22 protein-coding genes and 9 tRNA genes are annotated in these 26773 nt (G+C 61.6%); 9 read left to right on the forward strand and 22 right to left on the reverse strand.

Translation table 11 applies throughout. The features are described 5' to 3' along the window. Positions 1-336 precede the first annotated feature (336 nt). The 10 genes from HUS66_RS01105 to rnr all read right to left on the reverse strand — a co-directional run bounded on the left by HUS66_RS01105 (position 337) and on the right by rnr (position 10165). Positions 337-639 carry a DUF6482 family protein gene (locus HUS66_RS01105; RefSeq protein WP_175069151.1) on the reverse strand — a complete coding sequence of 101 codons (303 nt, stop codon included), beginning with the start codon at positions 637-639 and terminating at the stop codon, positions 337-339. A 229-nt stretch (positions 640-868) separates the two neighbouring features. Continuing rightward, positions 869-1162, reverse strand: coding sequence for a hypothetical protein (locus HUS66_RS01110; RefSeq protein WP_175069152.1), 294 nt, complete (start codon positions 1160-1162; stop codon positions 869-871). Between the two features lie 114 nt (positions 1163-1276). Further along, entirely contained in the window at positions 1277-2665 is a 1389-nt protein-coding gene (gene dnaB, locus HUS66_RS01115) for a replicative DNA helicase (RefSeq protein ID WP_112053718.1), read from the reverse strand. 209 nt (positions 2666-2874) lie between these two features. Further along, on the reverse strand, positions 2875-4353 hold the full coding sequence (locus tag HUS66_RS01120) for a carbohydrate porin (protein ID WP_175069153.1): 1479 nt from the start codon (positions 4351-4353) through the stop codon (positions 2875-2877). Positions 4354-4767: 414 nt separating this feature from the next. Continuing rightward, positions 4768-5214: a 50S ribosomal protein L9 gene (gene rplI, locus HUS66_RS01125; RefSeq protein ID WP_112053720.1), complete on the reverse strand. Its 447-nt coding sequence runs from the start codon at positions 5212-5214 to the stop codon at positions 4768-4770. Positions 5215-5229: 15 nt separating this feature from the next. Then, positions 5230-6081, reverse strand: a complete 852-nt coding sequence (locus HUS66_RS01130) for a hypothetical protein (RefSeq protein ID WP_175069428.1) — start codon at positions 6079-6081, stop codon at positions 5230-5232. A gap of 12 nt (positions 6082-6093) precedes the next feature. Further along, a complete protein-coding gene (gene rpsR, locus HUS66_RS01135) occupies positions 6094-6321 on the reverse strand; it encodes a 30S ribosomal protein S18 (RefSeq protein ID WP_092523331.1) in 228 nt (75 codons plus the stop codon). A gap of 25 nt (positions 6322-6346) precedes the next feature. Then, on the reverse strand, positions 6347-6730 hold the full coding sequence (rpsF, locus tag HUS66_RS01140; RefSeq protein ID WP_092523329.1) for a 30S ribosomal protein S6: 384 nt from the start codon (positions 6728-6730) through the stop codon (positions 6347-6349). A gap of 142 nt (positions 6731-6872) precedes the next feature. Next, entirely contained in the window at positions 6873-7661 is a 789-nt protein-coding gene (rlmB, locus tag HUS66_RS01145; RefSeq protein WP_175069154.1) for a 23S rRNA (guanosine(2251)-2'-O)-methyltransferase RlmB, read from the reverse strand. A 107-nt stretch (positions 7662-7768) separates the two neighbouring features. Further along, on the reverse strand, positions 7769-10165 hold the full coding sequence (rnr, locus tag HUS66_RS01150) for a ribonuclease R (RefSeq protein ID WP_175069155.1): 2397 nt from the start codon (positions 10163-10165) through the stop codon (positions 7769-7771). Positions 10166-10402: 237 nt separating this feature from the next. Here rnr and HUS66_RS01155 point away from each other — a divergent pair. The 4 genes from HUS66_RS01155 (at position 10403) to HUS66_RS01170 (ending at position 10985) form a co-directional block, all read left to right on the forward strand. Continuing rightward, positions 10403-10489 (forward strand) — tRNA-Leu (locus HUS66_RS01155). Positions 10490-10609: 120 nt separating this feature from the next. After that, a tRNA-Leu gene (locus HUS66_RS01160) sits at positions 10610-10696 on the forward strand. Between the two features lie 62 nt (positions 10697-10758). Then, positions 10759-10845 (forward strand) — tRNA-Leu (locus HUS66_RS01165). 53 nt (positions 10846-10898) lie between these two features. Next, a tRNA-Leu gene (locus HUS66_RS01170) sits at positions 10899-10985 on the forward strand. Between the two features lie 198 nt (positions 10986-11183). Here HUS66_RS01170 and HUS66_RS01175 read toward each other — a convergent pair. Then, complete coding sequence (locus HUS66_RS01175) at positions 11184-12041, reverse strand: DNA/RNA non-specific endonuclease (RefSeq protein ID WP_175069156.1); 858 nt, start codon at positions 12039-12041, stop codon at positions 11184-11186. 449 nt (positions 12042-12490) lie between these two features. On the opposite strand from HUS66_RS01175, the gene HUS66_RS01180 reads away from it, so the two are divergent. Further along, a complete protein-coding gene (locus HUS66_RS01180; protein WP_175069157.1) occupies positions 12491-12802 on the forward strand; it encodes a high-potential iron-sulfur protein in 312 nt (103 codons plus the stop codon). 265 nt (positions 12803-13067) lie between these two features. Here the strand turns inward: HUS66_RS01180 and HUS66_RS01185 are convergent, their stop codons facing one another. The 11 genes from HUS66_RS01185 to HUS66_RS01235 all read right to left on the reverse strand — a co-directional run bounded on the left by HUS66_RS01185 (position 13068) and on the right by HUS66_RS01235 (position 23316). Further along, positions 13068-14618 (reverse strand): SpoVR family protein, encoded by a 1551-nt coding sequence (locus HUS66_RS01185; protein ID WP_175069158.1) that lies wholly within the window; start codon positions 14616-14618, stop codon positions 13068-13070. A gap of 18 nt (positions 14619-14636) precedes the next feature. Further along, entirely contained in the window at positions 14637-15917 is a 1281-nt protein-coding gene (locus tag HUS66_RS01190) for a YeaH/YhbH family protein (protein ID WP_175069159.1), read from the reverse strand. 129 nt (positions 15918-16046) lie between these two features. Beyond that, entirely contained in the window at positions 16047-17969 is a 1923-nt protein-coding gene (locus tag HUS66_RS01195; RefSeq protein WP_175069160.1) for a PrkA family serine protein kinase, read from the reverse strand. A 268-nt stretch (positions 17970-18237) separates the two neighbouring features. Then, positions 18238-19287, reverse strand: coding sequence for a threonine aldolase family protein (locus tag HUS66_RS01200; RefSeq protein ID WP_175069161.1), 1050 nt, complete (start codon positions 19285-19287; stop codon positions 18238-18240). Positions 19288-19448: 161 nt separating this feature from the next. Continuing rightward, positions 19449-21485, reverse strand: a complete 2037-nt coding sequence (locus tag HUS66_RS01205; RefSeq protein ID WP_282847769.1) for an NADPH-dependent 2,4-dienoyl-CoA reductase — start codon at positions 21483-21485, stop codon at positions 19449-19451. Positions 21486-21721: 236 nt separating this feature from the next. Further along, positions 21722-21798 (reverse strand) — tRNA-Asp (locus HUS66_RS01210). A gap of 3 nt (positions 21799-21801) precedes the next feature. Continuing rightward, positions 21802-21878, reverse strand: a tRNA-Val gene (locus tag HUS66_RS01215). 36 nt (positions 21879-21914) lie between these two features. Next, positions 21915-21991, reverse strand: a tRNA-Asp gene (locus tag HUS66_RS01220). A gap of 70 nt (positions 21992-22061) precedes the next feature. Next, a tRNA-Asp gene (locus tag HUS66_RS01225) sits at positions 22062-22138 on the reverse strand. 38 nt (positions 22139-22176) lie between these two features. Continuing rightward, positions 22177-22252, reverse strand: a tRNA-Val gene (locus HUS66_RS01230). A gap of 284 nt (positions 22253-22536) precedes the next feature. After that, positions 22537-23316, reverse strand: a complete 780-nt coding sequence (locus tag HUS66_RS01235; RefSeq protein ID WP_282847771.1) for an alpha/beta family hydrolase — start codon at positions 23314-23316, stop codon at positions 22537-22539. A 185-nt stretch (positions 23317-23501) separates the two neighbouring features. Here HUS66_RS01235 and ccoN point away from each other — a divergent pair, with 185 nt between their 5' ends. The 4 genes from ccoN to ccoP are packed head-to-tail and all read left to right on the forward strand — an operon-like array spanning position 23502 to position 26683. After that, the gene (gene ccoN, locus HUS66_RS01240) at positions 23502-24926 is read left to right on the forward strand and encodes a cytochrome-c oxidase, cbb3-type subunit I (RefSeq protein WP_175069162.1); all 1425 of its coding nucleotides are present in this window, start codon (positions 23502-23504) and stop codon (positions 24924-24926) included. Positions 24927-24939: 13 nt separating this feature from the next. Beyond that, a complete protein-coding gene (ccoO, locus tag HUS66_RS01245) occupies positions 24940-25548 on the forward strand; it encodes a cytochrome-c oxidase, cbb3-type subunit II (RefSeq protein WP_175069163.1) in 609 nt (202 codons plus the stop codon). A 2-nt stretch (positions 25549-25550) separates the two neighbouring features. After that, the gene (locus HUS66_RS01250) at positions 25551-25763 is read left to right on the forward strand and encodes a cbb3-type cytochrome oxidase subunit 3 (RefSeq protein WP_175069164.1); all 213 of its coding nucleotides are present in this window, start codon (positions 25551-25553) and stop codon (positions 25761-25763) included. After that, the gene (gene ccoP, locus HUS66_RS01255; protein WP_175069165.1) at positions 25760-26683 is read left to right on the forward strand and encodes a cytochrome-c oxidase, cbb3-type subunit III; all 924 of its coding nucleotides are present in this window, start codon (positions 25760-25762) and stop codon (positions 26681-26683) included. Before HUS66_RS01250 ends, ccoP begins: the two co-directional genes overlap by 4 nt. The last annotated feature ends 90 nt before the right edge of the window (positions 26684-26773 follow it).

The raw sequence follows: 26773 nt of genomic DNA on the forward strand, positions 1-26773 counted from the left end.
AAGGCTTGAGATCAGAGGCTTGAAGTCAGGGGCTTGAAGTCAGGGGCTTGAAGTCAGGGGCTTGAAGTCAGGGGCTCGAGAGCGAGCGGGTTATGAGCGCATGACAAGAGGGAAAGTCCAGCCCTGTCGGTGAGGCTGGCGAGTGCGGGATAACCCACCACCGTTGGCATAAGCGCTCTTTCAGGAAGCGAGGTGGTAAGTTAATAGCAGGGTAAGTCAGTGAAACCGGCAATATGCCGGAAGTGCTGATTGAGGCGAAAAATGAAGCGCGCGATGCGAAGCTCACGGTATGAAGCGGCAGGTCCGCAAAGATGATGCGGAGCCTATCTCTGCCGCCTAGAAGACCAGCGGCATACGCGAGCTGAGCGCATCATGGTAGTGGGCGTCGCGGCCGATCACCTCGTCGTGGGCCACATACTGCACCAGGTAGGCCCGATGGATGCCGACCCGCTTGAGCTCGAGATAGATATCATCGAGGGCACGAAAGAGCATCGGCTTGCCGGACTGGGTCAATAGATGGCGTGCGCCCTCGATATCTTCCAGTTCCACTTGGTAGAAACGGCTGCCGGCGTGGCTGATGACGCGAATTTCGAAATTGTCGTGTCGCTTGGCAAAGGCCTTGAAGTCTTGCAGTTCCATGCCGTCCTCCTGGATAGCGGGATAGTGGCCGAACGCGTGGCAGCTTGCCATGACGTTCGGTCATTGCGGTTGTCGATATATCAGCGCCCGATAGGCGTGCTCCAGATATACCTGGGGCACAGCTTGGCTGTGCCCCATGACGACAATATGACATGTCGCCCTCACCGCTATGACCCTGGCCGCTACGCCATGTTCCGTGCAGACAGCACGTCAAAAAGCGCCGACGCCATCACTGATAGTCGGCGGGATCGATGGCCTTGCCAAGGGAGTTGCGGTCGACCCAGTTGCCGGCCTTGGTTTCCTTGTAGCGGAAAACCACCTTATCGCCGACCGCCACTGGAATCTCGGAGTCCTCGGTCTGATAGCTGTAAGTCTCGCCGTCCACCACCAACCGGTAGCGATAGAGGTCGGGCATGCCGAGCCACTCCTTGAAGGGCCCCTCGCGCTCGACTTCTTGAAGTTCGCCACGCCCCTCGAGTTTTGGGGTCCGCTTGCGGTTGCCGCGTCGAAATCCGCCTGCCATAAGCTATCCTCGTTCACCTGACTGATTCATCTGACTGCTTCACTAAACTAAGCCGCGCATTATACGGGGGGCCATTGCAGTCTCAACCATGACTCCGCGCCTGGACCGGGGCGATCACTCGCCGAAATGCTGACCGTAGCTGTCCGGCGCCAGATCTTCGAAGCGGGTGTACTTGCCGATGAAGGCCATGTGCACCGTGCCGATAGGGCCGTTACGCTGCTTGCCGATGATCAGCTCGGCAAGCCCCTGGTTATCGGGATTATCTGGATTGTAGACCTCGTCACGATAGACGAAGGCAATGACGTCGGCGTCCTGCTCGATGGCGCCGGACTCGCGTAGATCCGACATCACCGGGCGTTTGTTGGGACGCTGCTCCAGGGAGCGGTTGAGCTGCGACAGCGACACCACCGGGCAACCGAATTCCTTGGCGAGCCCCTTCAGGGAGCGAGAAATCTCGGAAATCTCGCCGGTACGGTTCTCGGAAAAACCGGGAATCTGCATCAACTGAAGGTAGTCGATCATCACCAGGCCGATATTGCCGTGCTCACGCACCACCCGGCGAATCCGCGAACGCATCTCGTTGGGCGACAGCGCGGCGGTATCGTCAATAAAAAGCTGCTTGTCCTTCAGTAGGTTGACGGCCGATGTCAGACGCGGCCAGTCCTCGTCCTCGAGCTGACCGGTGCGCACCCGAGTCTGGTCGATGCGGCCAAGCGACGACAGCATACGCAGCATCAGCGCCTCGGCGGGCATCTCCATGGAGAACACCATCACCGGCTTGTCGCTCGAGATCACCGCATGTTCAACCAGGTTCATGGCAAAGGTGGTCTTACCCATCGAGGGGCGCCCGGCAATGATCACCAGATCCGAGGGCTGCAGGCCCGAGGTCATGTCGTCGAGATCGCGAAAACCGGTCGACAGCCCGGTCATCTCGCCTTCCATGTTGAACATCTCGTCGATGCGATCCACTGCCTTGGCCAGCAGGTCGCTCATGCCGATGGGGCCACCGGTCTTGGGCCGATCCTCGCTGATCTGGAAGACCAGTCGCTCGGCCTCGTTGACCAGCTCATCGGCCGGCCGTCCCTGGGGCGCGAAGGCACTCTCGGCGACCTGACTGGCGGCCTGGATCAGTTTGCGCAGCGTGGCCCGCTCGCGCACGATCTCGGCGTAAGCGCGGATATTGCTCGCCGACGGGGTGTTGCGGGCAAGCTCGGCCAGATAGGCAAGCCCGCCCACGGTATCCAACTGGTCGCGGTTCTCCAACGCCTCGGAGAGCGTCACCACATCCAACGGGTGCGACCCTTCGGCCAGACCCGCCATGGCATTGAAGATCAGCCGGTGCTCGTAGCGGTAGAAGTCGCCGGCCACCAGCTGCTCGGAGACCGCATCCCAAGCCGAATTGTCCAGCATCAGACCGCCCAGCACGGACTGCTCGGCTTCCAGCGAATGGGGCGGCACCTTGAGCGCAGCAGTTTCCTGATCGAGCTCGACGGGTTCGTTCATGGAGTCGGGCACCTTCGGTGATTCGGTAAGCGGCGCTCATTCTACCCCATCCCTGCGGCGCACCCCATTCTTGACCAGGCTTACCGACAATGAAAAAACCCGCAGGCCGTTAGGCATGCGGGAAAGGATCGAGACACCGAGCTTAAGACCAGGGCGGGCGTCGCGACACGCCCGCCCTGCCGTTAGATGCAGTATGGGTGAGTTTTAGATTAGAACCAGACTTCTGTTTGCACGCCGAAGCTCCACTGACCGCCGGTAAAGCCGTCATCGCCGAAGGCATCGTCGCTCGAATAGTCGTTCAGTTCTTCGTCCCAGTCGGTGTAGGAGGTAAACACGCGAATCTCGGGACGCTGCCAGAAACCGCCCACCTGAGGCTTGAAGGTCGGCGCGATGGTGTACTTGGTGTAGTTGCCGTCGGCGGCATTACCCGTCGGCCCCTGATCAAGGTCCATATACTGGTAGCTGGCCTCGTACTGCATCTCGAAGTTTTCGGTCAACTCATTAGCGAGACGCACATTAAGTCCAGCCCACTGATACTCGTCACCGTCATCGTATCGGTCTTGACTGGTCTCCGCGAACACCGAGGGCGCGATGCGCCACTTGGGCGCCAGGTAGGTGGTGCCATAGACGGCGAGGCGCGTTGCGGTTGCATCCTCGGTTAAATCGCCGTCGGAACCCAGCCCCTTGACCTCGGCGCCCAAGCCCTGGCCGTGCAGTAACGCCGCCTTGAAACTGCCCTCGCCAAGGCCGAAGAAGCTGTCGCCGTGGTAGGCCAGCATGGTGTGAACACCGCTGTCGGCGGCGGTAGAGCCATTGCCGAGATCACGGGTGTCATTGTCGGCCGCGCTCAGGCCGTTGACCATCCACTGCAGATTGCCGAAGTAGTTGTTGACCGTATAGATGAAGCTGTCGGTGTCGTTATCATTGGGATCCACCTCGGATACGACATTGAAGTCCGTGTAACTGCGGCCATAGACCGAGAAGTTGGCCTTCCAGTCGTCGGCGAGCTGGACATCATAGATACCGCCGCCGGTGCCGGCGAGAAAGATGAAATCCGAGTCCAGCCAATGGATGTCGAAGTTGTCGCGATCGAAGCGCTTACCGGCCCAGATCGAGGCATTCTCGAAGGCACCGGTAAAGCTTGGCAGGTCACTGAGCTCGACGAAGACCTGGCGCACATTGAGATCGGATTCATCGGCGGTCCAGTCGTTGCTGGTGGTCACGCCATCGGCAAGCATGGTGCGGTAGAGGGCCTTGGTACCGTTGTCGTAGGTCTGGCGGTAGTTAAGCACCGTCTCGACATAGGTATCCGGCTCATTGCCCAACCGGCCCACGGCCCCACCCAGCCCACCGGCGGGTGTGATATAGGGGCCACCCGAAATGCTTTTGCCGTCATCACCGATCAACAGACCAGAGCGCGCGTAGGCGTTGAAGGATAAGCCTTCCTCACCGCTGGCTTGGCGGGCCACCTTATCCAGGCGCTCCTGGCCAGCATCAACGCTCTCTTCGACCGACGCGGCACGTGCTTCGGCGGCATCGGCGCGGGCCTCGGCGGCGGCAACGCGGGCTTCGAGGTCGGCCAGGCGCTGTTCGATATCACTTTGCTGGGCGCTGGCCAGGCCGCTCATGGTGAAGCTGGCGACGGCAACGGCGGCAACGAGCGGGGTTCTCAGCATGGCTGCATTCATGGGGGCGAGTCCTTTTATGCTTGTTGTGTAAAACACCGGGGCTTGTGATCTTTATCGTTTAAGATGGTCGGCGTGAACGGATATTGCCGATACCATCGAATAGCCCCTGAACGACCCCTTCCGCAAAACAGGAATCATCGTTCAAGGCAGAACTTAATCGTTTAAGCCCAGCCTCGCAAAAGGAAATCGACCCTTTTCCGACCAATGTCTAAACAAGATAAGGGAGATTCACCCGCCTCACCGTCATCTGCGTGGGCACTGCCATCAGGCGGCGGACTGCCATAGCAAGAAGGCCGAGGGTCAACGAGCGCGCAAAAAAAAGACACACGGGGAAATCCCCGTGTGTCTCTGCGTGTCCTTCGTCACGTCATGCGCGCACCATCGAAGATGCGGGCTGACGCGCTAGGCGACGACTTACTCGGCGACGATGACGACGCGCACGCTGGATGCCACTTCGGCATGCAGTTGCAGGTCGATATCGTATTCGCCAGTCCGACGCAGCGGACCTTCCGGCATGCGAACTTCGCTCTTGGCGAGGTCGATGCCGGCCTGGGCGATAGCTTCGGCCAGATCGCGCGGACCGATGGAACCGAACAGCTTGCCGTCTTCGCCAGACTTGGCGACCAGCGACAGCTCGATTTCGGCCAGCTGTGCAGCGCGGGCTTCGGCTTCGGCCTTGCGCTCGGCGGCCTGAGCTTCGAGCTCGGCACGCTGGGCTTGGAAGGCTTCCAGGTTTTCTTTGGTTGCCGGAACGGCCAGGCCGTAAGGCATCAGGTAGTTACGGCCGTAACCAGGCTTGACGGTGACCTTGTCACCCAGGCCGCCCAGCTTGCCAATGTTGTCGAGCAGAATGACTTCCATCTCGTGAACCTCTTGTCAGACGCTGCGGGCCAGACGCGTGCGGAAGTCCGCAAACGTATCGATCAGAGCCAACAGCAGCACAATCAGAATCGTGGGCCAAGTCGTGATCAGCAGTACGTAGAAGATCACCAACCAGAGCCCCTTCATCCCCTTGAGACCAATAATTCCGTGAATCAGCGCAATGCCCGCGATCAGCAGGGGTACCCAAGCGAGAATCGCCAGTCCCGGCAATGCCAGCAGCGAGCCGAGGATCCCCAACACCACCAGGGTCACCAGCTCCCGCGGCGCCAACCGCAAAGAGTGAAACTCTTCGCGAAAGCCGCCGGGATTATAGAGCCCGGCTTGCCAGCCACGCGCCAAGGCCAGGCAGGCCACGGCGAGCAGCAGCACGATGATGCCGCTGACACCACCGACGACGAGGGTCGCGAGTGCCTCGGTGGAGATGCCCTGTTGGGTCAAATCCTCCAGGATTCGCTGAGCCTCCGTTGAACTCTCGCGGAGCTGGTCGAGCAGTGCCTGACTGCCACCTGGTGGCAGAAAGACGCCTAGCTGGACCATGGCGGCTCCGGCCAGCGAACCGCTGATCAGCGCCTCTGACCAACGCAGGCGCTCTCTGAGCACCACGCCCATCAGGGTCACCAGCAACAGGGTTGCCAGCGGGATCACGTCCCCCTGAACCCACCACCAGCCGGCGGGCAAGCCCGCCGCCAGGATCACCGGCAGCGCCGAGGCCATGCCCTGGCGCAGAGTCACCAAGCCAGCGATGGCGGCGCTCATCCAGAACAGCCAAGGTACCAGCCCTGCAATCGCCGCCCCTCCGGCAGCGTAGGGCAACCCCCGCATCATCCAGCGGGCAATCGTAAGCATCACGCGAACGGCTTACTGGTGGCTATCGGAGTACGGCAGCAGAGCCAGGTAGCGCGCGCGCTTGATAGCGCTGGACAGCTGGCGCTGGTAGCGTGCCTTGGTACCGGTGATGCGGCTCGGAACGATCTTGCCGGTCTCGGTGACGTAGGCCTTGAGAGTGTCCAGATCTTTATAGTCGATCTGCTTCACGCCTTCGGCGGTAAAACGGCAAAACTTGCGGCGACGGAAAAAGCGTGCCATGTAAAAATCCTCCTGGCGGTGCGTATCAGTTAGCTTCAGCGGTTTCGGTACGTTCGCGCGGCTTGTCTTCGCGACGCGGACGCTTTTCTTCCGCCGGCTTCATCATCGGTGAAGCTTCGGTGATGGCTTCCTTGCAACGCACGACCAGGCTACGGATGATCGCATCGTTGAAGCGGAAGATATTCTCGATTTCTTCGAGGGTCTCGCCGCTGCACTCGACGTTCATCAGCACGTAGTGAGCCTTGTGGATCTTGTTGATCGGATACGCCAGGTGACGACGGCCCCAATCTTCCAGACGATGAACGCTGCCGCCGCTCTCGGTAACGAGGCTGGTGTAACGTTCGACCATCGCCGGAACCTGTTCGCTCTGGTCCGGGTGGACCATGAACACGATTTCGTAATGACGCATAGTGTCTCCTTTCGGTTTGACAGCTTCCATAGGGCATGTCGAAGGAAAGCCTTCGCAGCACCAGGGGAAGCAAGGAGTGATTTAACGGGTGTGTTGTCTGGCCGCAGTCCGACCAAGCCGGACAATTGTAGTGACCGCCCGGCTAGCTTGCAAGCTGACGCTGTCGCAGCGCCTCGAACAGGCAGATACCAGTGGCCACCGAGACGTTGAGACTCGATACACTGCCCACCATCGGCAACTTGACCAGGTTATCGCAGGCTTCGCGGGTCAGCCGCCGCATGCCCTTGCCTTCGGCGCCCATCACCAGCGCGCAAGGACCGCTGAAATCGCCGTCGAAGACGCTGGCCTCGGCCTCGCCGGCGGTGCCGGTGATCCATACGCCGTGATCCTTCAGCTTGCCCATGGCCCGCGCCAGGTTGGTGACCTGATAGACGGGCACGCTCTCAGCGGCCCCGCAGGCCACCTTGCGCACGGTGGCGTTGAGCGGCGCGGCTTTATCCTTGGGTACGATGACGCCATCCACGCCGGCGGCATCGGCGCTGCGCAGGCAGGCACCGAAGTTGTGCACGTCGGTGACACCATCGAGGATCAGCAGTAGCGGCGGCGTATCCTTGGTCCAGCCATTGAGTCGAAGCCACAGAGACTCTTCGCCCTCGGCCGACAGCGGCGGACAGAACGCCACGATGCCCTGGTGCGCCGCACCCTGGGCCAGTGCATCGAGGGCATCGCGGGGCTGAAGCTGGACGCGAGTACCGAGGCGGCGAGCCTCGTCGAGCAGATCGGCCAGGCGAGCCCCCGCACTGCCGTCCTGCACCCAGAGTTCGCGCGGGGCTTCGCCCCTCGCCAGCAGGGCGCGCACCGCATGCACACCATATACCGCATCGAGGCCAGCGGGGGCCTTGGGCCCACGCTGGCCGGGACGTCGTTTCATGATCGGCTTTTCCTGATAGTTCGTAGCATGCCCGCGCCAAGTGTCTGGCCAAGGTGCATAGTGTAAGCACCTAGCCTGGTTTTAAGCGCCTAGCCTTACGCCTAAGCTCAGCGCTTACCGCCGCCGCCCCGCGGCTTGCGCGGCCCGCGGCGACGACCCGACTTGGGCTTGTCGCTCTTGGGCTTTTCAGACTGCGACTTGTCGCTGCCTGCCTGTGGCTCGGTGCCCGGCTTGCGACGCGGCGCACGCTTTTGACGCGGCTTGTCATCGACCAGATCGAAGTCGATCTTGCGGTCGTCGAGATCGACCCTTGCGACCTGCACGGTGACACCATCGCCCAGCCGATAGCTGACGCCGGAGCGCTCGCCCTTGAGGCGATGCTTCTCGGCCTCGTAGTGATAGTAGTCGGAAGGCAGCGAGGTAACGTGTACCAGCCCTTCGACATAGACATCATCGAGGCGCACGAAGATACCGAACTGGGTCACCGAGGCGATGGTGCCCTCGAAGACATCGCCGACCTTGTCGGACATGAACTCACACTTGAGCCAGTCTTCGACGTCGCGGGTGGCGTCGTCGGCGCGCCGCTCGGTCATCGAGCAGTGCTCACCGAAGTGCACCATCTGCTCGAAGGAGTAAGGCGCCCAGCGGCTGGGTGGCTCCACCGAGGCGCCATCGGCCCGCAGCACGGTCGTGGTCTGGCGCGGCCCACGGATGACCGAGCGAATGGCCCGGTGCACCAGCAGGTCCGGATAGCGACGGATCGGCGAAGTGAAGTGAGCATAGGCCGGATAGGCCAGGCCGAAGTGCCCCTCGTTCTGGGGCGAATACACGGCCTGGTTCATCGAACGCAGCATCACCGTCTGGATGATATCGGCATCCGGGCGATCCTTGATGACTTCGCGCAGCGCCTGGTAGTCCTGCGGCGTCGGCTCGTCGCCGCCCCCCAGGGAAAGGCCCAGCTCGTTGAGGAACAGGCGCAGGCGATCCAGGCGCTCAGGCGTCGGCGGCTGGTGAATGCGATACAACGCCGGAAGATCGTGCTTGTCGAGGAAGCGCGCGGTGGCGACGTTGGCCGCCAGCATACACTCTTCGACTATCTTGTGAGCGTCGTTGCGCGAGCGCGGCACGATGGAGTCGATCTTGCGCTCTTCGTTGAAGATGATCGCCGTCTCGGTGGTCTCGAAGTCGATGGCCCCGCGCTCGCTGCGCGCAGTGCGCAACAGCCGATAGAGTTCGTGCAGTTGCTCGATCGACGGCACCAGGGAGGCGTACTCCTCGCGCAGCGCCTGACCTTCGGGGCTATTGGGCTCCTGCAGCATCTTGCCGACCTTATTGTAGGTCAGCCGCGCATGAGACTGGAAGACCGCCTCGTAGAAGCGATAGCGGCTGATCGCACCGGTCTTGGAGATATTCATCTCGCAGACCAGGGCCAGCCGATCGACTGCCGGGTTCAACGAGCACAGGCCGTTGGAAAGCAACTCGGGCAGCATCGGCACGACCTGGCCCGGGAAGTACACCGAGTTGCCGCGCACCAGCGCCTCTTCATCCAGCGCACTGCCCGGCCGCACATAGTGCGAGACGTCGGCGATGGCGACGAGCAGTTTCCAGCTACCGGACTTGGTCTGGTAGGCACAAATGGCGTCGTCGAAGTCCTTGGCGCTTTCATCATCGATGGTCACCAGCGGCAGGTGACGCAGGTCGATACGATGCGCCTTGTCGTCTTCGGCCACCTCGGCGGACATCGAGCCGATCTGCTCATCCACCGCAGGCGGGAACTCGTCCGGGATGTTGTAGCTGCGGATGGCAATGCCGATCTCCATGCCCGGATCCATCCGCTCGCCGAGCACCTCGATGACTTCGCCCACCGGCTGCTTGCGGGTTTCGGGCTGTTGGACGATCCGCGCCGAGACGACCTGTCCATCCTGAGCGCCACCGCTGGCGCTATGGGGAATCAGCACTTCCTGAGAGATGCGGCTGTTCTCGGGGATCAGCACCGCGAACTCGTCGTTGTTCTGACGATAGATACCCACCACGGTCTGGGTGTTACGGGCGATGACTTCGGCGATGGTCGCCTCGTCACGGCCGCGCCGGTCACGGCCGCTGACGCGCACCAGCACGTGATCACCGTGGAAGACACGGCGCATCTGGCGCGGCGGCAACACCAGGTCGGGCTTTTTACCGTCGTCGCGGAGAATGAAGCCGAAGCCGTCGCGGTGTCCAAGCACCTTGCCCTTGATCAGATCGAGCTTGTCGATCAGCGCATAGGCGCCGCGGCGGTTGCGCAGCACCTGGCCATCGCGCTCCATGGCCGCCAGGCGGCGGCGCACGGCTTCCTGCTGGTCGTCGTCCTCGAGGCCCAGCAGCCGGCTCATGTTCTCGTGAGTCAGGGGCTTGCCGGCCTCTTCGAGGCGGCGCAGGAGGTATTCGCGGCTGGGTACCGGATTGTCGTACTTGTGGGCTTCACGTTCCGCGTGGGGATCGTCGCTGAGCGTCCACTGAGTCATACGCAAGGCGTCCTTGATAAGGGAATAACGATGCACCACGGGCGTGAGGCAAGAATTCGTGTGTTCATTAACATGGCGCCAGTATAGCGTTGCAGCGAGCCCGACCCAACCATAACCGTGACGGCGCCTCAAGCATTCGGCGGCCAGGTACCGGCTGGCCCTGCGCAGAAAAATCTTCCTGGCGCCCCGGCCCACGTCTTGCATTGTCACATGGAATCGGTATTATACCGCCCACTTGCCCGGGTGGCGGAATTGGTAGACGCGCTAGCTTCAGGTGCTAGTGTCCGTATGGACGTGGAGGTTCAAGTCCTCTCCCGGGCACCATCGATGATCTCAAGGCTCAGGCTCGATCATCACGGGATGAAAATCCCACCGGCAGTAATGGCAGTTAGCAGTATCGGCATGACCCGTTGATCATTCAACGGCACAACATGGCTTGTGTTCGCCCAGGTGGCGGAATTGGTAGACGCGCTAGCTTCAGGTGCTAGTGTCCGTATGGACGTGGAGGTTCAAGTCCTCTCCTGGGCACCATCCTGATCACTCTTGACGAGGATCTCGATGCCCAGACACGCGAACACCGGCCAGCATGATGCGCCCGGGTGGCGGAATTGGTAGACGCGCTAGCTTCAGGTGCTAGTGTCCTTATGGACGTGGAGGTTCAAGTCCTCTCCCGGGCACCAATTCGCATCATGCAGTAACACCTTCCCGAAACGCCGGTCCCGGCGACCCCGCTGCCCAGATGGCGGAATTGGTAGACGCGCTAGCTTCAGGTGCTAGTATCCTTACGGATGTGGAGGTTCAAGTCCTCTTCTGGGCACCAACTAATCATCCCCCTCTAGTTTTATCTCGCCGTCCTCGCAACGGCCTGCTTGCGCCTCGCTTGTGTCACCCCCGTATTGGCTATCCCGCTCCCCTTGCCACACGCCTTGCGTTCTGCTTGTGCCCGGCATCTGTCACTAGATATCGCCTATCGGATGCGTATTCGCACGCCTACACCTTGCATGCACCCAGATAATGTTTACTGAAAGCGCCCGGGACGACGCGCGACCGCCTGTAGCGCCCAGCCACGCTGGTTGACGCCGCCCTCGAGGCGCGTCTGTGCTGCCTGAGGCAGGTTCGGGAAGAAGTCCAGGCCGGTGCGGGCCTCTATCTCATCGACGCTGACCAGGAAGCGGTCCAGCGGCTCATTGCCGCTGACCTCCTGAGGCATGATGAAGGCCAGCACACGAGGCGTCTCGGAGGGCACTACCAGGATCTTGTAAAAGGCCTCAGGGACCTGCGTGAAGCCTACCCGACGAAAAGCACCATCGAGAAAATCTTGAGGATAGATGGGCCCGGTAATCACCTGCAGGGTACCGAAGCGCGGCACGAAATCATCCATCACCACCTCTTCCAGCCGCTGCCAAAGCTGACGATTGAGGCGCGGCCGCTGGGGCGACATATTGCTCATCAGAAAGGTCTGGCGTTGGGCCTCGCGACCGTAGACACTGGCAATGGCATAGTTGGGGGCCAGATGCCCCCGATCATAGCCGCTGCCGCGATAGCTATCGGCGCTCACCGGCCAGAGGGTTCGCCAGTCACGCTGAAAGTCGGGACGCTCGCCGATTCGCGATGCCCCTGCATCATTCAACCAGTAGCTGACCCACAGCGGGTTGACCCTCAGGTCGGACCAGCCCACCAGATACCCATCGTTGCGCAGCACGCGGTGCAGGCTCAGTGGCGTGGGAGTCTCCCAGGTCGTGACCCCCTTCCAGCTCAGGCTGTCGCGATATTCGGCCTCCTGGCTATACCAGAGCCCAGTGGCCACCGCCACGAACAGCCCCGCGATCAGCAGACGACGTAGTCCGGCACGCCCCATCGACAACAACATCCCCATTCACGTCCCCGGCTGTGGTTTCCGCATTAGCGGGGAGTATACCAGCGCCACCTGATGCGCACAGGCAGCATCAGGCAGCCTAGAGGGGCCCAGGGCCGGTATCGCACGCCGCAGGCTCCCTGCTTCCAGCGTCATGCACTAAACTACGTTGACCGAAATGGCCAGACGCAACGCCGCATAGGCCATACTGCGCAGTAGGCGGCATACACTGCATTGCATTGGCAGGAACGCTGCCGTTCGAAACGATAACGAGACCGCGCGGCAATGAGGTGCAATAGTCGACAGGTGCCGCGCTAACGAGGCACCGGAAGAAGCAAGAGGCAGGAAGCGAGGCCAGGCAGCCTCGCCTAAATCAGAGGCGGCCCGAGCCGCCCCTATGACCGTGAAGCGGGTCCCGCCCCTGGCAAGGCATCCAAGGACCCGGAAAAGACCAACTCCAAGGAGACACCATGGCTAATCAGAGTCGTCGCGACTTTATGCGTAACAGCCTGCTGGGCCTTGCCGCCCTGCCATTGGGTGCGGGTATCCTGTCACGCCAGGCCCTGGCTCAGGACCTTCCCCCTCTGGATCCCGACAACCCGCAAGCAAAGGCACTGAACTACGTCACCCAAGCAAGCGATGCCAGCGATCATCCGGTCTATGCCGATGGCGAGAAGTGTTCCAACTGCATGTTCTATAACGCCGACACCCAAGGCTGTCAGCTGTTCCCGCAGAACAGCGTGGCGGCGGACGGCTGGTGCCAATCCTGGACCACCGCCTAAGGCCCATATCCTGAGATCCAGGATCCGGCTTACAGCCTCGCTATAGCGCCAAAGCACGACGACAAGACCCGCCAATTGGCGGGTCTTGTCGGTTCAGTCCGAGCGCCATTCTGGCTGACGTCTATTCTGGTGTGCTCGATGCTGGCTTTCCTGAAAACGGGCTTTTCTCGATCGGGGCTTATCCGAATGCTTTTCCCAATCGTCGCTTGGCTAGCAGCTTGAACATCCGCCCGCCTCTTCGCTCTTACCTCTTCGCTCTTGCCTCTTACTCCTGCCCGCCTTCGTTGGGCAGCGGCCATTGATAGCGACGCACCACTTCATCGTCTTCGACCGATTCGAGCCGGACCGTGAAGCCCCACAGCTGGTGCAAGTGGCGCATCACCGGATAGACGCTCTTGGCCAACGGCCGACGACGATCCTGGACGTGACGCAGCGTCAAGGAGCGATCGCCGCGAATGTCGGCGGCATAGATCTGGATATTCGGCTCCCGCACCGACAGCGCGTACTGCACCGACAGTGCCTCGCGTAGCCGTCGATAGCCACGCTCATCGTGGATCGCCGCCACCGTGAGCATTTCATCTTGATCGTCGTCGATGACATTGAACAGCTTGAGGTCACGAATCACCTTGGGCGACAGGAACTGCTGGATAAACGACTCATCCTTGAAGTTGCGCATCGCAAAATGCAGCGTCTCGAGCCAGTTGCTGCCGGCGATGTCGGGGAACCATTCGCGATCCTCGTCGGTTGGCGCCTCGCAAATGCGGCGAATGTCGGTAAACATCGCAAACCCCAGCGCGTAAGGGTTGATGCCGTTGTAGTAAGGACTATCGAAAGGCTGCTGATGAACGACGGCGGTGTGCGACTGCAGGAACTCGAGGATCAGCCCCTCATCGACCAGCCCTTCGTCGAACATTCGGTTCATCAGGGTGTAGTGCCAGAAGGTTGCCCAACCCTCGTTCATCACCTGCGTCTGGCGTTGCGGGTAGAAATACTGCGCCAGCTTGCGCACGATGCGCACGATCTCCCGCTGCCAGGGCGCCAGCAAGGGGGCGTTCTTCTCAATGAAATACAAAAGGTTCTCCTGGGGCTCGGGCGGATAGCGACCGGCCTGGTGCAGCCCTAGCGGGTCATCGCCATAGTCCTGCGCGTTCTCCTCCAGGTCCTGGCCAGCCTGGGGAATGGTGCGCCACAGCGTATTCACCTGCGCCTGCAGGTATTCCTCGCGCTCTGCTTGCCGCAGCGCCTCTTCCTCGGCGGAGATCGGCGAAGGACGCTTATAGCGATCCACGCCGTAGTTCTGCAGCGCATGACAGGCATCCAGCAACTGCTCGACCGCTACCACTCCATAACGCTCTTCACACTCGGCGACGTATTTCCGCGCGAATACCAGGTAATCGATGATCGAGCCGGCGTCGGTCCAGGTGCGAAACAGGTAGTTGCCCTTGAAGAAGGAGTTATGGCCATAGCAGGCGTGAGCCATGACCAATACCTGCATCATCAGGGTGTTTTCTTCCATCAAATAGGCAATGCAGGGGTCCGAGTTGATGACGAGCTCGTAGGCCAGCCCCATCTGACCGCGGCGATAGGCCTGCTCGACGGACAGAAACTGCTTGCCGAAGGACCAGTGATGGTAACCCACCGGCATGCCGACGCTGGCGTAGGCATCCATCATCTGCTCGGAGGTGATCACCTCGATCTGATTGGGGTAGGTATCGAGGCGGTATTCATCGGCGAGCCGGGCAATCTCGCGCTCGAACTCGGCAAGCACCTCGAAATTCCAGTCCGAGCCGGTGGCGATGGGGGTCTGTCGGGTCATGCTGCCTCCTGGAGCCGCTCAGGCCTCGACTTTACGAAACAGCTCGCGAAACACCGGGTAGATATCCCCCGGCTCGATAATCTGGCGCATGGCGAAGCGTGAGGGGAAATCCGCCTCGACGGCCTCGTATTCCTCCCAAAGCGCCTGGTGGGCATGGGGCGTAATCTCGACATAGGTGAAATAGGCGAGTTTTCGCATCAGCGACTTCGACAGCACTTCACGGCAGGTCGTGGAATCGTCGTCCCAGTTGTCACCGTCGGAGGCTTGGGCAACGTAGAGGTTCCAATCGGCGGGTGGGTAACGATCACTGATGATCTCGTCGACCAGGGTCAGGGCGCTGGACACGATGGTGCCGCCGGTCTCCCTCGAATAGAAGAACTCTTCCTCGTCGACTTCCTTGGCGGCAGTATGGTGGCGCACAAAGACCAGCTCGACCTTCTCGTAGTTTCGCTCGAGGAACAGGTACAGCAGCAGAAAGAAGCGCTTGGCGATGTCCTTGTGGGATTGGGTCATCGAGCCTGAGACGTCCATCACACAGAACATCACCGCCTTGTTGGAAGGCGTGGGCTGGTTGACCAGATTATTGTAGCGAAGGTCATAGGTATCGATGAAGGGCACCGCCTCCAGACGCTTTTCTAACCGCTCGATCTCGGCCTTGAGCTCCTGGACGCGTGACGGGTTGCGCAGCACCGGGTCCTTGCGTTCCTCCTCTTCGAGGGCGTCCATGGCCTCACGCAAAGCGCGCCGGATAGGCGCACGCATGGCAATGCGCCGGGCCTGAGCCTCGCGCATCGAGCGCACGATGTTGATCCGCGACGGCACCCCGTCACGGGTGATGCCGGACCGCACCGGCTTGACCTCTTCGAGATCCATCAGCTGCTTGCGCTCGAGATGCGGTAACTCCAGGCCATCGAAGACGAAATCGAGAAACTCGTCGCGCGTCAGACTGAAGGCGAATTCATCCATGCCCTCGCCCTGATTGGACGCCCCACCCTCGCCGCTACCATCCCCGCCACCGCCACCGCTGGGGCGACGCAGCCTATCGCCCTCATCGAATTCGCGGTTGCCTGGGCTGACGATGGAGCGATGCCCGCCCTGACCGTGCTGAAAGACCGGTTCGGAGATATCCCGCGTCGGGATAGAGACCTTTTCGCCGTGCTGCATGTCGGTGATTGAACGGCGATTGACGGCTTCCTCCACCGAGCGCTTGATATGAGTGCGATAGCGATCGAGGAAACGCTGCCGATTGACCGCGCTCTTGTGCTTGGCATTGGCCCGTCGATCGATGAAATAACTCATGCTGCCCTCCCGGCGCCTCGCGCCGCTGACCGGGCCGGTTACCCGGCCCGGTGATGCGCCTCACGGCGCCCCCATCCAGGCCTCAGTCGCACGCATCTGAGGCCTGGAGTGTCACTGGGACCTGAAGCATCACTGGGACTTGCGCACGCGCAGGTACCATTCCGACAACAGCCGCACCTGCTTCTCGGTGTAACCGCGGTCGACCATCCGCGCGACGAAGTCTTCGTGCTTTCTCTGATCCGACTGGGACGCCTTGGCATTGAAGGAGATGACCGGCAGCAGCTCCTCGGTGTTGGCAAACATCTTCTTCTCGATCACGCCGCGCAGCTTCTCGTAGGAGCCCCAGCTGGGGTTCATGCCGTTGTTCTGCGCCCTTGCCCGCAGCACGAAATTGACCACCTCATGACGGAAGTCCTTGGGATTGGAGATGCCCGCCGGCTTCTCGATCTTCTCGAGCTCCTCGTTGAGCGACTGGCGATTGAACAGCTCGCCGGTCTCCGGGTCGCGGTATTCCTGATCCTGAATCCAGAAATCCGCGTAGGTCACATAGCGATCGAAGATGTTCTGGCCATACTCGGAGTAGGATTCGAGATAGGCGGTCTGAATCTCCTTGCCAATGAAATCGACGTAGCGCGGCGCCAGGAACTCCTTGATGAAGCGCAGATAGCGCTCGAAGACTTCCTTGGGCAGTTGCTCCTGCTCCAGTCGCTGTTCCAGCACATAAAGCAGATGGACCGGATTGGCGGCGATCTCATGGGTATCGAAGTTGAACACCTTGGAGAGGATCTTGAAGGCAAAGCGGGTCGAGAGTCCGTTCATCCCCTCATCGACTCCGGCTCCGTCGCGGTACTCCTGAATCGACTTGGCCTTGGGGTCGGTGTCCTTGAGGTTCTTGCCGTCATACACCCGCATCTTCGAATAGATGCTGGAATTTTCAGGCTCCTTGAGCCGCGAGAGCACCGTGAACTGAGCCAGCATGCGCAGCGTATCCGGCGCGCAGGGCGCCTGAGCGAGCGATGAGTGCTCGAGCAGCTTCTGATAGATCTTGACCTCTTCGGTCACCCGCAGGCAGTAAGGCACCTTGACCATGTAGACCCGGTCGAGAAAGGCCTCGTTGTTGCGATTGTTACGGAAGGTCTGCCACTCGCTTTCGTTGGAGTGCGCCAGCACCACGCCATCGAAGGGAATAGCCCCCATGCCTTCAGTGGGGTTGTAATTTCCCTCCTGGGTGGCTGTCAGCAGTGGATGCAGCACCTTGATCGGCGCCTTGAACATCTCCACGAACTCCATCAGGCCCTGGTTGGCCTTGCACAGTCCGCCAGAGAAGCTGTAGGCATCCGGATCGTCCTGGGAATAAAGCTCGAGTTGGCGAATATCGACCTTGCCAACCAGCGAGGAAATGTCCTGATTGTTCTCGTCACCGGGCTCGGTCTTGGAGATAGCGATCTGATTGAGACGTGACGGGAAGAGACGCACCACCCGGAACTCTGAGATGTCACCGCCATACTCCTTGAGGCGCTTGGATGCCCAGGGCGACATCACGCTCTTCAGGCAGCGCCTGGGAATGCCGTACTCCTTCTCGAGCAGTTCACCATCCTCCTCTGGGGAGAACAGCCCCAAGGGCGACTCGAATACTGGCGAGCCCTTGATGGCATAGAAAGGCACACGCTCCATCAGCAGTTTCAGGCGTTCGGCCAGGGACGATTTACCGCCCCCCACCGGGCCCAGCAGATAGAGGATCTGCTTGCGCTCTTCCAGGCCCTGAGCGGCATGACGGAAGTAGGCGACGATCTGCTCGATCGCCTCCTCCATGCCGTAGAACTCGGAGAACGCAGGGTAGCGGCGGATCACCTTATTGGAAAAAATGCGCGATAGCCGGGAATCCTTGGCAGTATCGATCACCTCGGGCTCCCCGATCGCCACCAGCATGCGCTCGGCGGCCGAGGCGTAGGCAGTGGGATCGCTACGGCAAAGTTCCAGGTACTCCTTGAGGCTGAGTTCCTCCTGTTGAACGCGTTCGTAGCGATTCTGGACATGATCGAAGATGCTCATCGAAGCCTCCTTAAGCACGATTCCTCGACGATGACGGGAACTGTCAGTTCGAGGCGGGCACATCTATCAGCGTAGACAGATTCGGTTGCCAGGGGCTTGCTCGCACTTCAACGCAACGACTGTCTGACGCCACTGACCTATAAGAGCTCAGAAGCGCAAGGATCGTTCGTTGAAAGTCACCGAGATTTTGAACGCTAGGCGAAAAAGCCGCCGACCGCCAGTGAGTGGCGGCCGGCAGAGAGAAGGCCAGACGTACGGGGAAGGGGGCTCACGCCTGGCCCAGGGCGTCACGCATATCATCGAGCAGCGCATCGAGCAGCTCGGTGGTGGTGTTCCAGGAACACACGAAACGCACCCCGCCGGCGCCGATAAACGTATAGAAGGTCCAACCGCGGGCCTTGAGCGCCGTGATCGCCGTCGGCGGCAGGCTGACGAAGACGCTGTTGGCCTGGGTCGGGAACATCGCTTCGACGCCGGGCAACCCGGTCAGGCCATCGGCCAAATAACGGGCCATGGCATTGGCGTGTTCGGCGTTAGTGCGCCAGGCGCCGCTCTCCAGGAGCCCCAACCAAGGGGCGGCAATGAAGCGCATCTTCGAAGCCAACTGGCCGGCCTGCTTGCAGCGGTAAGCGAAATCCTCGGACAGCTCACGGTTGAAGAACAGAATCGCTTCGCCCATCGCCATGCCGTTCTTGGTGCCCGAAAAGCACAGCGCATCGATGCCGACCTGCCAGGTCAACTCGGCGGGCGACACATTCAACGCCGCACAGGCGTTGGCAAAGCGCGCGCCGTCCATGTGCAGACGCAGGTCATGCTTGTCGGCCATGGCGCGAATCGCCCGCAGCTCATCGAGGCTGTAGAGGGTCCCGACCTCGGTGGCCTGCGTCAGAGAGATCACGCGGGGCTTGGGATAGTGGATATCGCTGCGCTTGGTGACCAGCGCCTCTATGCCCTCTGGCGTCAGCTTGCCGTGCTCGCCCGGCGAGGTCAGCAGCTTGGCACCGTTGGAGAAGAATTCCGGCCCTCCGCATTCATCGGTCTCGATATGGGCGAGCTCGTGGCAGATCACGCTGTGATAGCTGCGGCCCATGGCGGCCAACGTCAACGAGTTGGCGGCCGTGCCATTGAAGACGAAGAAGACGTCGCAGTCGTAATCGAAGAGTTCACGGAAGCGGTCGGTCGCCCGCTCGGTCCAACTGTCGTTGCCATAGGCGAGATCATCGCAGCGATTGGCCTCGAGCAGGTATTCCATGGCCTCTGGACAGATCCCGGAGGTGTTGTCACTGGCCAAGTAGCGCGGAGTGCAGTCGGGTTCCATCTGAGGTGTCCTTACACACAGTGTTCACGAAGGCGCATTGCGACGGGTTCATCGCAACACCCTGACAGTCGGCGTGGATTACACGCTTAGACCAGTCTACCACCCTCGTGAGAGGCTGCACCTGCTTGCCCTCACCCTCCATTACACGGCGATCCGCAGTGCTATAAGCGCGCCGCCAGCCGTGTGCCTTGGTCGATGGCCCGCTTGGCGTCGAGCTCGGCGGCCTCATCGGCACCGCCGATCAGGTGCACCGCCACCCCGGCGCCCTCAAGCGGGGCGAAGAGTTCGCGCACCGGCTCCTGGCCGGCACAGACCACGATACTGTCGACCTCGAGCAGCCGCGCCTCCCCCGCCACGCGCAGATGTAGCCCGGCATCGTCGATAGACAGATACTCACAGCCGGCCAGCGTCTCGACGCCACGATGACGCAGCGAGGCCCGATGCACCCAGCCGGTGCTGGTGCCGAGCCCCTTGCCGGGCTTACTGGTCTTGCGCTGCAGCAGGGTCACGCGGCGCCTCACCCTTGGACGCTGGGCAGCGGTCAGCCCCGCGCCCTCACGGGCCGAAAGATCGACGCCCCACTCCCGACACCAGGCGTCCAGCGCCTGACCGTTGAGTGGTTGTCCCGGCGCGCCTTCCTGCCCTGGATGAGTCAGCAGCTCCGCCACATCGAAGCCGATGCCACCGGCACCGATGATCGCAACCCGAGAACCGACCCGCTCGGGGTGGCGAATCGCCTCTGGGTACCCAAGCACCTTGGGATGATCGCTGCCCGGGAGTTCGAGATGACGGGGGCGCACGCCACTGGCCAGCACCACGGCCGCGAAGCCCTTGAGGGTCTCCAGACTCGCCTGGGTGTTCAGGCGCACCTCGACAGCGTATTTTTCGAGCATCACCTTGTAGTAGCGCAGCGTCTCATTGAACTCCTCCTTGCCGGGAATTCGCCGGGCGTAGTTGAACTGCCCACCCACTTCGCCTTCGCGCTCGAAGAGCACCACCCGATGACCGCGGCCAGCGGCGGTGACCGCGGTCGCCAGCCCCGCCGGCCCGGCGCCGACCACGGCGATGTCCTGAGGCGATTCGGCCGGCGTGATTGAAAGTTCGGTCTCGTGACAGGCGCGCGGATTGACCAGACAGGAGGTCAGCTTGCCCTGAAAGGTATGATCGAGGCAGGCCTGGTTGCAGGCGATACAGGTGTTTATCTCGTCGCTGCGCCCCTCATGTGCCTTCGCCATCCACTCGGGGTCGGCGAGAAAGGGTCGCGCCATGGACACCAGGTCGGCGTGCCCCTCGGCCAGCACCCGTTCGGCGACCTCTGGCATATTGATGCGATTGGTGGTGATCAAGGGTACCGAGAGCTCGGCTTTCATGCGCCGCGTCACCTCGGTGAAGGCGGCCCGCGGCACGCTGGTGACGATGGTGGGCACCCGCGCTTCGTGCCAGCCGATCCCCGTATTGATCAGATCGACCCCGGCCTCCTCGAGGGCACGACCCAGGGCGACCACTTCCTGCCAGCTGCTGCCGTCATCGACCAGATCCAGCATCGACAGGCGAAAGATGATCAGGAAGTCCGGCCCCAGAGCGGCGCGAATGCGTCGCACGATCTCCACCGGAAAGCGCATGCGGGCAGCGAAGTCTCCGCCCCAGGCATCCTCGCGCTGGTTGGTGCGCCGGCACAGAAACTGGTTGATCAGATAACCCTCTGAGCCCATCACCTCGACGCCGTCATAGCCGGCCTCCAGGGCCAGGCGGGCGCAGCGTACATAGTCCTCGATCTGCTGCTCGACCTCATCGCTTTCCAGTGCGCGGGGCGTGAAGGCGTTGATCGGTGCGCGAATCGCCGAAGGCGCCACCAGCTCCGGCGAGTAGGCGTAGCGACCGGCATGCAGAATCTGCAGGCAGATGCGCCCGCCCTCGCCGTGCACCGCCTCGCTGACTGGACGGTGGGCGACAGCCTCCTGGTCGTCGGTGAGCTTGGCGGCGCCTTGGAAAACGGCGCCTTCCGGGTTGGGGGCGATGCCGCCGGTCACGATCAGGCCCACGCCGGCCCGGGCACGCTCGGCATAGAAGGCCGCCAGCCGGGCGAAACCGCCGGGGGCTTCCTCGAGGTTGGTGTGCATCGAGCCCATCAGCACGCGGTTGGGCAGGGTCAGATTACCCAGCGTCAGCGGCTGGAAGAGATGCGGGTAGGTCGTCACGGCGAGTCCTCGCACGGTGGCACGGCTTGGTTTCAAACAACCGTATGACAGACCGGCCGGGGCCGCAAGACGGCCAAGGTCGACCATCGACGCCGCGAGCCCCATGACACTGAAATCAGAAAGGGGGCATCAGCAAGAGCGGACACCAGGAAATCGCGAGGGGCGAGGAAAAACGCGAGGGCTAAAACGACAAAACCCCAAGCAGCAAGGCTCAGGGTTAATATCGGGTATCGAAATGGCGGACCGGACGGGACTCGAACCCGCGACCTCCGGCGTGACAGGCCGGCATTCTAACCAACTGAACTACCGGTCCGCGTGGTGGGTGATACTGGACTCGAACCAGTGACCCCCAGCATGTGAAGCTGGTGCTCTAACCAGCTGAGCTAATCACCCACATATTCGATAGGCGGCGTGTGTTTGGATGATCGATGGCGGACTGGACGGGACTCGAACCCGCGACCTCCGGCGTGACAGGCCGGCATTCTAACCAACTGAACTACCAGTCCATCGAACAACAAGACGACACTTGCCTGGGTACTGCTATTGCTACTGCAAATAGATACTGCATGAGAAAAGTGGCGGACTGGACGGGACTCGAACCCGCGACCTCCGGCGTGACAGGCCGGCATTCTAACCAACTGAACTACCAGTCCACATTTTTCCTCTACGCCTCCAGGGCATCTCTAAGAGATGGTGGGTGGTACTGGGCTCGAACCAGTGACCCCCAGCTTGTAAGGCTGGTGCTCTTCCAACTGAGCTAACCACCCTTGGGGACGTGGCGCTGCATTCTACAGGGCGACGGTTCAAAGTCAACGCCATTGACGCAAATAATTCGTCACAGAGCAGCACGAATTTCACAGGGCATTCATCAACTTGCGCTCTTAATGTGCGCAAAGCCGCGCCATGCGCGGGCGGTGGGCATTTCCGCGCCCATTCTGCCCGCCTTGCGCTATCGACAGATTCGCCTGATTCCGCCGACACCATCCAGCGAATTCGGCCCGAACGCACCAAGGATTTCACCTATCGGCAACTCGCCTAAAAATGAAGATGCTTATGCATTGGCTTTGGCGAGGGCCATGCGGGCGGCGATCATCGCTGCCGCCTCAGCGATCAGGTCAGACTGACGCAGCCCACTGCGGCGGGTCGGCGTCCAGTCATGATCTCCCGCCTCCAGAAAGTGAACCTCAGCGCAGTCGGGCAGCGCATAGCCTTCCACTTCCTCACGACGGCCGAAGGGATCACGAGTGCCTTGCAGCACCAGCGTCGGACAGGCAAGCGCCGGCCAATGCGCCAGGCGGGTTCGCTCGGGCTTGCCCGGCGGATGAAAGGGATAACCACACAGCGCCAGGCCCGCCACACCTGTCTGATTCACCCCCTCGCCCCCCGGAGCGGCCCGTGGCGCTTCACCCCGTACGGCGGCCAGTAGGCTGGCCACACGTCCGCCCATCGACTTGCCGCCCAGCCAGGGCGCGGGCAAACCAGCCTGCGACAAGAAGTCGCACCAACCGGCCAGCTCTTCTACCAGCCGCTCGACCTTGGGTGGCGGTCGCCGACGGCCTTCCTGTCGCATCTGCTGCAGGTAGGCAAACTCGATCGCCAGCACCTGCACCCCCTCCTGGACAAGTGCCTCGCGCAGCGCGACCAGAAAGGTCGATTCCTGGCCGGCGCCGGCCCCATGGGTCAACAGCAGTCGGCCATGAATCGCCTCGCCGCTGACCTCGATTGGCCCTCGCTCTGGAATCCACCAGGTGCCCGCCTGCCCCTGGGCGAGTCGCTGCCCGAGCTCAGCCGGAGTTTGCAGCGACTCGCTGGCGTCAATGAGGTATGCCACTTACTCTCCTATAAATAACCAAGAAGTAATAACGAACATGTGCATGAGCTTCTGGTGCGGGTACCGCGAGCGCTGGACTAGAATCGCTTCCAGACTCTTGATCTGCATCATTATGGCGGCGGCATGCCTCGGGCACACTCCGGTTTTGGACGTCTCCCCGACACCGCGTTCAATGGGAACCTGACATGAAAACAGCATTCGAGCACCCGGTCTACAACTACAAGGTAGTTCGGCAGTTCGCGATCATGACGGTGGTATGGGGCATCATCGGCATGCTCCTGGGGGTGATCATTGCCGCGCAGCTGGTCTGGCCGGAACTCAATCTGGGATTGCCGTGGACAAGCTTCGGCCGCCTGCGCCCACTGCACACCAACGCGGTGATCTTCGCTTTCGGCGGTTCTGCGCTGATGGCGACGTCTTACTATGTGGTGCAGCGCACCTGCCAGGTTCGCCTCATCTCCGACAAGCTCGCCGCCTTCACGTTCTGGGGCTGGCAGGCGGTGATCGTGTCGGCAGTCATCACCCTGCCGTTGGGCTTCACCACCTCCAAGGAATATGCCGAGCTCGAGTGGCCGATCAACATTCTGATCGCGGTGGTCTGGATCAGCTATGCCATCGTGTTCCTGGGCACGATCAAGCAGCGCAAGACTGCGCATATCTATGTGGCGAACTGGTTCTATGCCGCCTTCATCCTGACGGTGGCCGTGCTGCACATCGTCAACAACGCCGCCATCCCGGTCGGGGCCTTCAAGTCATACTCGATCTACCCCGGGGCCGTGGACGCCATGGTGCAGTGGTGGTGGGGCCACAACGCCGTGGGCTTCTTCCTGACGGCGGGCTTCCTCGGCATGATGTACTATTTCGTGCCCAAGCAGGCCGAGCGTCCGATCTATTCCTATCGTCTGTCGATCGTGCACTTCTGGGCGCTGATCACCACCTACATGTGGGCCGGCGCGCACCACCTGCACTACACTGCCCTGCCCGACTGGGCTCAGTCGCTGGGCATGATCATGTCGATCATCCTGCTGGCCCCCTCCTGGGGCGGCATGATCAACGGCATGATGACCCTGTCCGGTGCCTGGCATAAGCTGCGCACCGACCCGACCCTGCGATTCCTGGTGGTGGCGCTGTCGTTCTACGGCATGTCGACCTTCGAGGGGCCAATGATGGCGGTGAAGACCGTCAATGCGCTGTCCCACTACACCGACTGGACCATCGGTCACGTGCATTCGGGGGCGCTGGGCTGGGTGGCCATGATCACCATCGGCTCCATGTATCACCTGATCCCACGGCTTTACGGCGACACCGACATGTACTCGGTCAAACTCATCGCCGTGCATTTCTGGCTGGCCACCATCGGGACCGTGCTCTATATCGCCGCGATGTGGGTCAACGGCATCCTGCAGGGCCTGATGTGGCGAGCGGTCAACGCCGACGGCACCTTGATGTACACCTTCGTTGAAGCCTTAGAGGCCAGCCATCCCGGCTATGTGGTGCGCTGGATCGGCGGCCTGTTCTGGGTCACCGGCATGCTGCTCATGGCCTTGAACGTCTACATGACGGTCAAGCGCAGCAACGCTGAGCCTCAGCCGCTTCCTCAGACCGCCTAAGGGACCTGCACCGATGAGACACGAGATAGTCGAAAAGAACGTGGGGCTGCTCGCCGTGCTGATTCTGCTGGTGATCAGTTTCGGCGGCCTCGCCGAGATCGTCCCGCTGTTCTTCCAGAAGGAGACGACCCAGCCGGTGGCGGGCCTCGAACCACTGAGCCCGCTGGAGCTCGAGGGTCGCGATATCTACATCCGCGAAGGCTGTGTGGGCTGTCACTCGCAGATGATCCGCCCCTTCCGCGCCGAGACCGAGCGCTACGGGCACTACAGCGTGGCCGGCGAGTTCGTCTACGATCACCCCTTCCTGTGGGGATCCAAGCGTACCGGCCCGGACCTGGCGCGGGTCGGCGGTCGCTACTCGGACGACTGGCACCGGGCGCACCTGTACAACCCGCGGGACGTGGTGCCGGAATCCAAGATGCCCGCCTACCCCTGGCTATTCGACAACACCCTCGACGGCGAGGCCACCGAGACCAAGATGCGCGCCCTGCAAAGCATGGGCGTGCCCTACACCGATGAGCAGATCGCTGGCGCCGGGGACAGGATTCGTGGCGAACAGGAAATCACCGCGCTGGTCGCCTACCTGCAGCAGTTGGGTACCGTTCTCAAGGGTGCGCGTTGATCATGGACATGGGCACCTTTCGCGGCATCACCACCCTGCTGATCCTGATCGCCTTTCTCGGCATCGTGGCCTGGGCCTACTCGAAGCGTCGCCGCAAGGACTTCGATGAGGCAGCCAATCTGCCCTTCGCCGACGAACAGGACGACGCGGGGCATGACGACCGTGCCTCGCCGGACGTGGATGCCCGACAGGACAGGGGAGACAGGAACACATGAACAACCTATGGGGCGACTCCCTTTCAGGCTTCTGGAGTGGTTGGATCATCGTCATCACGCTGGGCACCATCGCCTTCTGCTGGTGGATCCTGTTCGCCAACCGCAAGACCGACAAGGTCCCGGACGCCGAGGGCAACGTGGGCACCACCGGCCACCAGGCCGATGGCATCGAGGAATATGATAACCCGCTGCCGCGCTGGTGGTTCATGCTGTTCGCCGGCACCATCATCTTCGCGCTCGGTTATCTCGCCCTCTATCCCGGGCTTGGCAACTATGGCGGCCTGCTCGGCTGGACTCAGGAAAGTCAGTGGGACCAGGAAGTGGCACGCGCCGAGGAGCGCTATGCGCCCATCTTCGCTCAGTACAACAGCGTACCGGTGCCCGAACTTGCCAAAGACAGCGAGGCCATGCGCGTCGGCGAGCGCATCTTCCTCAATAACTGCGCGGTCTGCCACGGCTCCAATGCCCAGGGCGGCTACGGCTTCCCCAATCTGACCGACGACGACTGGCTGTATGGCGGCGCGCCGGAGGACATCAAGACCACATTGCGCAACGGTCGCAACGGCCTGATGCCCGCTTGGCAGCAGCTCGGCGAGACCAACATCGACAATGTGGCCAACTACGTGATGTCGCTCTCCGGCGCCGAGCATGACGCCGACGCCGCAGCCCTTGGCCAGCCGATCTTCGCCGCCTCCTGCGTGGCCTGCCACGGGCCGCAAGCCAAGGGCAATCAGGCGCTGGGCGCACCCAATCTGACCGATGACATCTGGCTCTACCGACAGCCCGGCCAGCCACTGGGCGACGCCATCCGTCAGACCCTGCGCAATGGCCGTAACGGTCATATGCCCGCTCAGGCTCCCTACATCGGCGAAGACAAGGTGCACCTGGTCACCGCTTACGTTTACAGCCTCTCGCACTGAGTCATCGCTGGCCGGGTGCGTCTCGCCGTCGCACCCGACCGCCTGCCAGTTAACCGACCGCTACAATAGCGATGTGCCCGACATCCGCCG

The sequence above is a fragment of the Onishia taeanensis genome, from assembly GCF_013349955.1.
Taxonomy (GTDB): domain Bacteria; phylum Pseudomonadota; class Gammaproteobacteria; order Pseudomonadales; family Halomonadaceae; genus Onishia; species Onishia taeanensis_B.